The 1,854-nt window shown below is 59.0% G+C and carries 1 protein-coding gene; it reads right to left on the minus strand.

The features are described 5' to 3' along the window. A partial coding sequence (acs, locus tag WA989_RS09780) for an acetate--CoA ligase (protein ID WP_424340312.1) occupies nt 1–1,616 on the minus strand: 1,616 nt, incomplete at its 3' end. Between the last annotated feature and the right edge of the window lie 238 nt (nt 1,617–1,854).

The following is a 1,854-nucleotide window of genomic DNA, read 5'->3' on the forward strand; positions in this document are numbered from 1 at the left end:
TGGCTCACCAGTGCGCTTTCGACCTCGGCTGTGCCCATGCGGTGACCTGAGACGTTGATGACGTCATCGACGCGGCCCGTGATCCAGTAGAATCCATCGCGGTCGCGCCGGCAGCCATCGCCGGTGAAGTATTTTCCGGGATAGGCCGAGAAATAGGTTTCGATGAAACGCTGATGATCGCCATAGACCGTGCGCATCTGGCCAGGCCAGCTATCGGTGATGATGAGATTGCCCGCAGCCGCGCCGTGCAGCTCATGGCCTTCTGCATCGACGAGCTTCGGCTTTACGCCAAAGAAAGGGTGGCTGCCGGCGCCAGGTTTCATGTCTGTCGTTCCGGGCAGTGGAACGATCATCGTGCCGCCTGTTTCGGTCTGCCACCAGGTGTCGACGATCGGGCAACGCCCGTCGCCAACCGTGTGATAATACCATTCCCAGGCTTCAGGATTGATCGGTTCGCCGACCGTCCCGAGCAATCGCAAGCTCGATCGGTCAGTGGATTTCACGGGCCCTTCGCCCTCGCGCATGAGCGCCCGGATCGCCGTCGGCGCAGTGTAGAAAATCGTGACATTATGCTTGTCACATACCTCCCAGAAACGCGCCGGTGTGGGATAGGTCGGCACGCCCTCGAACATGACAGACGTCGCGCCATTCGCGAGCGGGCCATAGACGATATAGGTGTGGCCTGTGACCCAGCCGACATCGGCCGAACACCAGAACACATCGTCTTCCTTCAGGTCGAAGACATATTCATGCGTCATCGACGCCCAGACGAGATAGCCGCCGCAGGTATGGAGCACACCCTTCGGCTTTCCCGTGGAGCCTGACGTGTAGAGGATGAAGAGCGGGTCTTCCGCATTCATGGGCTCTGGCGGGCAGGTATCAGCGACATCGGCGCCAGCTTCATGCAGCCAGATGTCGCGGCCCTCTTTCATCTCGACATCGCCGCCCGTGCGCTGGACAACGAGGACCTTGTCGACCATGCCGCCAGCAAGATCGCAGGCCTTGTCGCAATTGGCCTTGAGCGGGACGGTCCGGCCGCCACGAACCCCTTCATCAGCGGTAATCAAGAATTTCGATTCGCAATCGGTGATCCGGCCGGCGAGCGCCTCTGGTGAAAAGCCGCCAAAGACGACAGAATGAACCGCGCCGACCCGTGCGCAAGCCAGCATCGCCATCGCGGCTTCCGGGATCATCGGCATATAAAGGGTGACGCGGTCACCTTTTTTCACGCCCATGTCTTTCAGCACATTCGAGAAGCGGCACACAGCGTGATACAGCTGGCGGTAGCTCATCGTGTGGCTGTCTTCAGGATCGTCGCCTTCCCAGATGATGGCCGGCTTGTCGCAGCGTGTTTCCAGCTGGCGGTCCAGGCAGCTTTCAGTCACGTTCAGCGTGCCATCTGCGAACCATTTGACGTGAAGGTCATCCTTGTCCCAGGACACATCCTTCACCTGCGTAAACGGTGTCATCCACTGAATCCGCCGGCCGTGCTCGCGCCAGAAGGCTTCAGGATCATCGATCGAGGCCTGATACATCTCGCGATACTTTTCCGGAGTGAGGTTTGCCTTTGCCGCGAAGGCTTCTGGAACCGGATGTGTCTTGACCTCGTGGCTCATACTCTTCTGAACTCCCTATATGTCTGTCGCTGGCTTAGAGATTGGTTTGTCTCTCACCATTCATCATCGCCAGCATGCGCGCTGAAAGGCGGGATGTGAACCCCGCCTTTTGGCACACGAAGAGCAACGCCTGCTTTTGCTGAGAAAGAGCGCTAATACCAGGCTCTGATCCCGAAGAGCACGGCGAAAGCGTCCGTCTCGCCTCCCGCAGCCTCTATGAAGTTTGCGGTTTCGCCAT

It is taken from the genome of Henriciella sp. (assembly GCF_049649345.1).
Taxonomy (GTDB): domain Bacteria; phylum Pseudomonadota; class Alphaproteobacteria; order Caulobacterales; family Hyphomonadaceae; genus Henriciella.